This is a genomic window from Shinella sp. AETb1-6 (assembly GCF_009826875.1).
GTDB lineage: Bacteria > Pseudomonadota > Alphaproteobacteria > Rhizobiales > Rhizobiaceae > Shinella > Shinella sumterensis.
The window spans coordinates 45,656-53,494 of record NZ_WUMM01000021.1; the positions used below are offsets into that span (position 1 = coordinate 45,656).

At 61.6% G+C, this 7,839-nt stretch carries 7 protein-coding genes; 4 read left to right on the forward strand and 3 right to left on the reverse strand.

Annotation, left to right across the window (positions count from 1 at the left end):
• Positions 1-10: 10 nt before the first annotated feature.
• From GR158_RS23920 to GR158_RS23930, 3 genes are all read right to left on the reverse strand, one after another.
• The gene (locus GR158_RS23920; RefSeq protein WP_160872890.1) at positions 11-916 is read right to left on the reverse strand and encodes a glutamine amidotransferase family protein; all 906 of its coding nucleotides are present in this window, start codon (positions 914-916) and stop codon (positions 11-13) included.
• A 90-nt stretch (positions 917-1,006) separates the two neighbouring features.
• Positions 1,007-1,675, reverse strand: a complete 669-nt coding sequence (locus GR158_RS23925) for a helix-turn-helix domain-containing protein (protein ID WP_134651906.1) — start codon at positions 1,673-1,675, stop codon at positions 1,007-1,009.
• A 47-nt stretch (positions 1,676-1,722) separates the two neighbouring features.
• Positions 1,723-2,697: a GlxA family transcriptional regulator gene (locus tag GR158_RS23930; protein WP_160872891.1), complete on the reverse strand. Its 975-nt coding sequence runs from the start codon at positions 2,695-2,697 to the stop codon at positions 1,723-1,725.
• Positions 2,698-2,787: 90 nt separating this feature from the next.
• On the opposite strand from GR158_RS23930, the gene GR158_RS23935 reads away from it, so the two are divergent.
• Genes GR158_RS23935 through GR158_RS23950 form a run of 4 tightly spaced genes read left to right on the forward strand, consistent with a single transcriptional unit; the run spans position 2,788 to position 7,827 of the window.
• Entirely contained in the window at positions 2,788-4,038 is a 1,251-nt protein-coding gene (locus GR158_RS23935; RefSeq protein WP_160872892.1) for a sarcosine oxidase subunit beta family protein, read from the forward strand.
• Positions 4,039-4,048: 10 nt separating this feature from the next.
• Positions 4,049-4,324 carry a sarcosine oxidase subunit delta gene (locus GR158_RS23940; RefSeq protein WP_160872893.1) on the forward strand — a complete coding sequence of 92 codons (276 nt, stop codon included), beginning with the start codon at positions 4,049-4,051 and terminating at the stop codon, positions 4,322-4,324.
• Entirely contained in the window at positions 4,321-7,284 is a 2,964-nt protein-coding gene (locus GR158_RS23945; RefSeq protein ID WP_160872894.1) for a sarcosine oxidase subunit alpha, read from the forward strand. Before GR158_RS23940 ends, GR158_RS23945 begins: the two co-directional genes overlap by 4 nt.
• 15 nt (positions 7,285-7,299) lie before the next feature.
• Positions 7,300-7,827 carry a sarcosine oxidase subunit gamma family protein gene (locus tag GR158_RS23950; RefSeq protein WP_160872895.1) on the forward strand — a complete coding sequence of 176 codons (528 nt, stop codon included), beginning with the start codon at positions 7,300-7,302 and terminating at the stop codon, positions 7,825-7,827.
• Positions 7,828-7,839: the final 12 nt, after the last annotated feature.

Here is a 7,839-nt window from a genome sequence, read left to right on the forward strand (position 1 = left end):
GGTTAGCCGATCACGCAGCTTTTTCGTGGTCCCAGAAGTACACGGTCGATGGTTCCGGCTCCCACACGCGGGCGTCCTCGATGCCCGGCAGGTTGACCAGCGCGCGGTACTCCGAACCGAAGGCAACATATTGGTCCGTCTCGGCCATCACGGCGGGCTTGCAGGCGATCGGATCGCGTACGACGCCGAAACCGGATTTCGTGCCGACGACGAAGGTGAAGAAACCGTCCAGATCATCCAGCGCGCCTTCCAGCGCCTGGCCGAGATCCTTGCCCTTTGCCATTTCCGCCGTCAGGTAGGCGGCGGCCACTTCGGTGTCGTTCTGCGTTTCGAACGTCATGCCTTCGCGGATCAGTTCACGGCGCAGGTTGTTGTGGTTCGACAGGGATCCGTTGTGGACGAGGCACTGGTCGGCGCCTGTCGAGAAAGGGTGCGCGCCAAGCGTCGTCACAGCACTTTCCGTCGCCATGCGCGTATGGCCAATACCATGGGTGCCGCCCATCGAGCGCACGTCGAAGCGGGCTACGACGTCCTTGGGCAAGCCGGTTTCCTTGTAAATCTCGATAGAGTCGCCTGCGCCCATAATCCGGATATCCGGACGGATCGATGCAATGGTCGCGCGCGTTGCGGCGATGGCATCGGCTGCGACTTCGATGACGGCATGCGTGCTCTTGACCGTCACCTTGGCATCGATGCCGGCGGATGCGAGCTCTTTGTCAAGAGCAAGGAAGTCCGTTTCGGGATGCGCTGACTGCAGCGTGACCTTGGCCTTACCTTGCGCCGGCGCGCCGTAGATCGCGATACCGGCCGAATCCGGGCCGCGATCGGTCATTGTGATCAGCATATCCGAAAGCAGTGTTCCAAGCTGCGGTTCGAGGCTCTTGTCCTTCAGGAATAGTCCAACAATGCCGCACATACGCGCCTCCATTTGTCTCGCTGACAAATGGCTACCACGCACATCGCCCCATATCAACTGGCAGGAATAAAAATGTCGTGCTGGGAAACTTTATCGTGCCGGTCGCGACTGGGTCGGGTAGCTGATGATCGAGAGATAGCGTGCCGGAAGCTTCAGCAGTTCCTGAGGCCCATGCGGTGCGTCCGCGTCAAAGAATAGGCTATCGCCTGCCTCCATCCTGAAAACCTGGTCACCGTGGCGATAAGCGACCGCTCCCTCCAGCATATAGAGAAATTCCATGCCCTCATGCTGGAAGGTCGGGAAGATGTCCGACTCGGTCGTGAGCGTGATGAGATAGGGTTCTACCGTCACGCCACTCGAATTGTTGTCGATATGGCCAAGCAGGCTGTACTGGTGGCCGGCGCGCGTGCCGCGGCGCTCGATGTTAACGCCTTCGCCGGACTTGACGAAGGTGGCATTGCGCGGCTCTTCAAAGCCCCGGAAGAACGCGGTCAGGGGCACGCCGAGAGCCTTAGACAGAGACTGCAGGGTCGTCAGCGACGGTGAGATGTTGCCGTTTTCAATCTTCGAGAGCGCACCGACCGACATGCCGGTGGCGGCAGCCAGATCGCCGCCGGTGATGCCGAGTTTCTTGCGATAGGCTCGGACCTCGTGACCAATCGCCATTTCCAGGTTCTTCTCGCGCGGTTCGCGTACCGCGTGCGGGTTCTGCGAAAGTGCATTCTGCGCCTTTTTGGAGATCTGCTTTCCGCTTGTCATGTCCCACCGCTTTCTTCAGTCAAATGTTCCCTACAGGAATACAGCGCTTATTCGTAGGAAAATCTTGTCCGTAGCGCCGTGGGCGTTTCGCCGAAACGTGCCTTGAAACTGGTCGACAGATGCGCGGCACCGGAAAAACCCGTGGCGAAGGCAATCTCCGCGACCGAAAGCGGGCTCTGCTCCAGCAGGCGACGGGCATGGGCGAGGCGGATATTGCGATAGGTTTCGAGGAAACCGCCGGCCATGTGCATGGTAAACAGACGATCGAGATGGCGGACACTGATGCCCGCAAGTTTCGCCATGGCTGCACGATCGAGAGGAACTTCGATCGTGGCTTCCATTTTCTCAAGAACGGTCAAGAGCGCGGGGTGGTGCGTTCCGAACCGCTCGGGCAGGGACCCGCGCTGTGGTGCGCCCGGTTCAGCCACGGCCGTATGCAGATACCAGTCACTGACCCGTCGCGAAAAGTGGGTGCCCATGCGTTCGCTGATCATGGCATGCATAAGATCGAGCGGCGCAATCCCGCCCGCGCAGGTGACTCGGTCGCCGTCGATCACATATCGCGCGTGGCGCGGTGCAAGAGCGGGAAACGATTCCCTCAGCAGGCTGGCGTGTTCCCAGTGTATGGTAAAGTCTCGGTTGTCGAGCAGGCCCGCTGCCGCCAGAACATAGGCACCGCTCGATATGCCGCCGATGCGAACACCTTTCCGTCCGAGACGCCGTAGAATAGGGTGGGCGTCCTCGACAGTACTCCAGTCCTTGGGGCCGCCCCCCGCGCAAACGAACACCGTGTGGCATGTCTCTCCCAGCGCGGCCAGCTCTGCGCATTCGACGGTCACGCCCGAGGAACTTGCGACCGGACGACCGTGAAGCGAAAGCGGAAGGGCCTCGTAGAGATCGAGCCCAGCGATGAGGTTTGCCGCCCGCAGCGGTTCCACGGCGGAGGCATAGGACATCAGGGCGAAGTTCTGCACGAGCAGAAATCCGATCCTTTGGGTTCTTTTGGTGTCGGCCGTGGTCATGGCCTGTTTCTATATCATTCTGTCCCTTTTTTGAAAGTACGATGTTGAAAGTGCGTTTACCCTCCGGCCTGTGATCGTCGAGGCCTGACCATGCGTTATTCTGCTTTATCCATTCTCCTCAATGGGCTGACGGGCAACCGGTCCTGGCGCTCCGCCTGGAGGGATCCGCAACCCAAGATCCACTACGACGTGATTATTGTAGGAGGCGGTGGCCATGGGCTCGCGACGGCTTACTACCTGGCCAAGGAGTTCGGCATCACCAATGTCGCCGTGCTTGAAAAAGGCTATATCGGTTCCGGCAATGTCGGCCGTAACACGACGATCATCCGATCCAACTACCTGCTCGAAGGCAACAATCCCTTCTACGAATTTTCCATGAAGCTCTGGGAAGGCCTGGAGCAAGACTTCAATTTCAACGCCATGGTGTCCCAGCGGGGCGTCGTCAATCTCTATCATTCCGACGCCCAGCGCGACGCCTATACGAGGCGTGGCAATGCGATGCGCCTGCATGGCGTGGATGCGGAGCTGCTCGATCGTGCGGCGATCAAGTCCATGCTGCCTTTCCTCGATTTCGACAATGCCCGTTTCCCGATCCAAGGCGGCCTGATCCAGCGCCGCGGCGGCACGGTGCGACACGATGGCGTTGCCTGGGGGTATGCGCGTGGCGCCGATAGCCGTGGCGTCGATATCATCCAGAATTGCGAGGTGACGGGTATCCGTTGCGAAAACGGCCGCGTCACCGGCGTCGAGACCACCCGCGGCTTCATCGGCTGCGGCAAGCTCGGCCTTGCGGCGGCTGGCAATTCCTCGCGCGTTGCCGAGATGGCGGGCATGAAGCTACCGATCGAAAGCCACGTCCTGCAGGCCTTCGTTTCGGAGGGTCTGAAACCCTTCATCGATTGCGTGGTGACGTTCGGTGCCGGCCATTTCTACGTGTCGCAGTCCGACAAGGGCGGGCTCGTTTTCGGTGGTGACATCGACGGATACAATTCCTATGCGCAGCGCGGAAATCTTGCGACGGTCGAGCATGTCGCGGAGGCCGGCAAGGCGATGATCCCGGCACTGTCGCGCATTCGCGTCCTGCGCTCCTGGGGTGGCATCATGGACATGTCGATGGACGGCACGCCGATCATCGACAAGACGCCGACCGACAATCTCTACCTGAATGCCGGCTGGTGTTACGGCGGCTTCAAGGCCACGCCGGCCTCCGGCTTCTGCTTTGCCCATCTCATCGCCAAGGACGCGCCGCACCCCACGACGCGGCAGATGCGTCTCGACCGTTTCGAGCGTGGCTATCTCATCGACGAAAAGGGCCAGGGCGCCCAGCCTAACCTTCATTAAGGATGCCACGATGGCCAGCCTCGTCACCTGCCCGCATTGCGGACCACGCCCGAAGGAAGAGTTCACCGTCAAGGGCGCCGCGTTGCCACGCCCGGATCCTGACGCCTCACCGGAGGCCTGGTTCGATTTCGTCTATCTGCGCGATAACCCTCGCGGCGCCTATCGCGAATACTGGCATCACACATCCGGTTGTCGCCGCTGGCTGGTGATCGAGCGCGATACCGCAACCCATGAAATATACACGACCAGTGACGCCGCCGGCCACCGCGGCGAGGTGACCCCATGACGCCCTTTCGTCTTTCTGCCGGCGGTCTCACCGACCGTTCCAGACCGCTTTCCTTCTCCTTCGACGGCAAGGCGCTGAGTGGATTTTCGGGTGACAGCCTCGCCTCGGCGCTGCTTGCAAACGGTCGTCTCCTTGTCGGCCGCAGCTTCAAGTATCATCGTCCGCGCGGCATCCTCACTGCGGGCAGCGCGGAGCCAAATGCGCTGATGACGATCGGCCGGGGTGGACGCACGGAGCCGAACACCCGGGCCACCATGCAGGAACTCTATGACGGCCTCGAAGCGAGCAGCCAGAACCGCTGGCCGTCGCTTGATTTCGACATCGGCGCCTTCAACAGCTTGTTGTCACCTTTTCTCAGCGCGGGGTTCTACTACAAGACCTTCATGTGGCCGTCAGCTCTCTGGGAGAAGCTGTACGAGCCCTTCATCCGTCGCGCTGCCGGTCTTGGGCGGGCAAGCTACGAGGCGGACCCGGACGGCTATGAAAAGGCTTGGATTCACTGCGACCTTCTCGTCGTCGGTGCGGGAGCGGCCGGTCTTGCCGCTGCCCTTGCCGCCGGCCGCGCCGGTGCGCGGGTCATTCTCGTCGACGAGCATTCGCGTTGCGGCGGCGGCCTGCTGTCGGAAACGGTCCGTATCGGTGACGAAAGTGCGACGGAGTTCGTGGCGACGGCGCTGGCGGAGCTCGCCTCGCTATCGAACGTCACAGTGATGCCGCGCACCACGGTTTTCGGCTGGTACGACGGCAACGTCTTCGGTGCCGTCGAACGCGTGCAGAAACATGTGCAGGCTCCTCTGGAGCGGCTTCCCGTCGAGCGCCTCTGGCGCGTCGTCGCCAAAAAGGCCCTACTGGCGACTGGCGCTGAGGAGCGCCCACTCGTCTTCGGCGGAAACGATATCCCCGGCGTAATGATGGCAGGTGCCATGCGCACGTATCTTAACCGCTACGCCGTCGCACCGGGCAAGAGGGTCGCGATCTTCACGACCAACGACAGCGGTTACGCGCTCGCGCGCGATCTGGAAGCTGCCGGCACAAGCGACGTCATCATCATCGACAGCAGGGCCGAAGGGGCGGATTTTCCGTATGCCGGCGCGGCGAAAATCATGAAGGGCGCTGTGGTCTCGGACGCGCACGGCGGAAAGAGCCTATCGGCGATCACGATCACGCGTGAGGGGCGGACGCAAAGGCTTGCCGTCGATGCCCTGGCGATGTCGGGTGGCTTCAATCCGGTCATCAGCCTTGCCTGCCATCGTGGCGGCAGGCCGCAATGGGATGCCAAATCGAACGTCTTCCTGGCGCCTTCCGATCTCAAGGGGCTCATGCTTGCGGGTGCTGCGGCCAATGTCGATGGGACCGCCGCCTGCTTGCACGATGGCTTTGCCAAGGGTGCCGAATGTGCCGAGGCTTTGGGTTACAGCGCCGCCCGCACGATCGCTCCCGCCGTAACCGACGACTTGGCCTCGACAGCTAAGCCGCTCTGGTCAATTCCGGGCGTGCGCGGCAAGGCCTTCGTCGACTTCCAGAACGATGTTCATCGCAAGGATCTCGGTCTCGCCGTCCGCGAAGGGTATGGCCATGTAGAGCTCGCCAAGCGTTACACGACGAACGGCATGGCTACGGATCAGGGCAAGCTCTCGAACGTCAACGCCATTGCTCTGTTAGCGGAAGCGCGCGGTGTATCGCCGGGGGATGTGGGAACGACGACCTTCCGGCCGTTCTATAGCCCTGTTTCCTTCGGCGCTCTCACGGGTACTTCGCACGGCAAGCACTTCCAGCCGGTACGCAAGTCGCCGCTGCACGAGTGGGCAAAGCGGAACGGTGCCGTCTTCGTCGAAACGGGCCTCTGGTATCGCTCGTCCTGGTTCCCGCGCGCTGGTGAAACGGCATGGCGAGAAAGCGTCGATCGCGAGGTTGTGAACATCCGCAAGAATGCCGGCCTTTGCGATGTATCCATGCTCGGCAAGATCGAGATCACCGGCACCGATGCTGCGGAGTTCCTGAATCGCGTTTATTGCAACGCCTTCCTGAAGCTTCCGGTCGGCAAGGCGCGCTATGGCCTCATGCTGCGCGAAGACGGCATGATCTACGACGATGGCACCACCAGTCGCCTGGACGAAAACCGCTACTTCATGACGACGACGACGGCCTATGCGGCGGGCGTAATGAACCATCTGGAATTCTGCGCGCAAGCGCTCTGGCCGGAACTGGACGTGCGGCTCGCGTCCGTCACCGATCAGTGGGCGCAGATGGCGGTTGCCGGCCCGAAGTCGCGTCAGATCCTTCAAGCGATTGTCGATACGGATATTTCCGACGAGGCTTTCCCGTTCCTGGCCGCTGCCGAGGTTTCGCTCTTCGGCAGTCAGGTTCGCGGACGGCTCTTCCGCATCTCCTTCTCTGGCGAGCTTGCCTATGAGCTGGCGGTACCGGCCGGCTATGGCGACAGCGTAGCCGATGCCATCATGCAAGCCGGCGCCGAACATGGTATCCAGCCCTACGGCGTCGAGGCGCTGTCGGTGTTGCGTATCGAGAAGGGGCACGTCACCCACAACGAAATCAACGGCACGGTCGTACCGGGTGATCTCGGCTTTGGCCGCATGGTTTCGACCACAAAGACCGATTTTATCGGCAAACGAATGTTGGAGCGGGAAGGCCTAAATGCGCCGGACCGGCCGCAGCTCGTCGGCATCATGCCGCTCGACCCCGCAACGGGTTTCCGCACCGGTTCCCACATCCTCGCAAAGAATGCCGAGGCCACACTGGAGAACGACCAGGGCTACATCACCTCGAGTTGCTACTCGCCGCATGTCGGCTCCACCATCGGTCTTGCGCTGGTGCGCCGCGGGCGGGAACGGCATGGCGAGGAAATCATGGTCTGGAACGGTCTGCGCGGCGAGTTCACGCCCGGACGGATCTGCGCTCCGGTGTTTTTCGACGCAGCCAATGAAAAACTCCACGCCTGATTGAAGGAGAACTGGATGTCAGCCTATCGTGTCACGCAGCGCGCCGCCCTGGCCGATCGCAAGCCCGTTGTGCGCACCGGTGTCAGCCTGGAAGCCCTAGCCGAGGGCACTGTCCTGCATCTTCTGGCGCGTCCCAATACCGCCTTACCGGAAATCATCGGCGACGCCGCCCTTTCCGGCCTCTCGCTTCGCTCCGTATCGGTTGGGCAATGGTTTGCCGTAGGCCGGGTCGCCCTACGGTATGAGGATCTCGACGCAATCCAGCAAAAGCTGAAGCCGGTCGCGGACGTCGTCGACCAGAGCCATGGACGCGTTGGCATCCTCGTGCGCGGCCCGCATGCCACCCACGTCCTCGCCAAGGGTACGGCTATCGACCTGACGGATGCTACGTTTCCGGTCGGGCAGTCGTCCACGGCACTTATCGGCCATATAGCAGCACATATCACCCGCACGGAACAGGACGCGTTCGAACTCCTCGTGCTGCGTGGCTTTGCCGAAAGCCTGTGGGACGATCTCGTTCGAATGAGCCTCGAGTTCAGCTAGGCTCAGGACCTG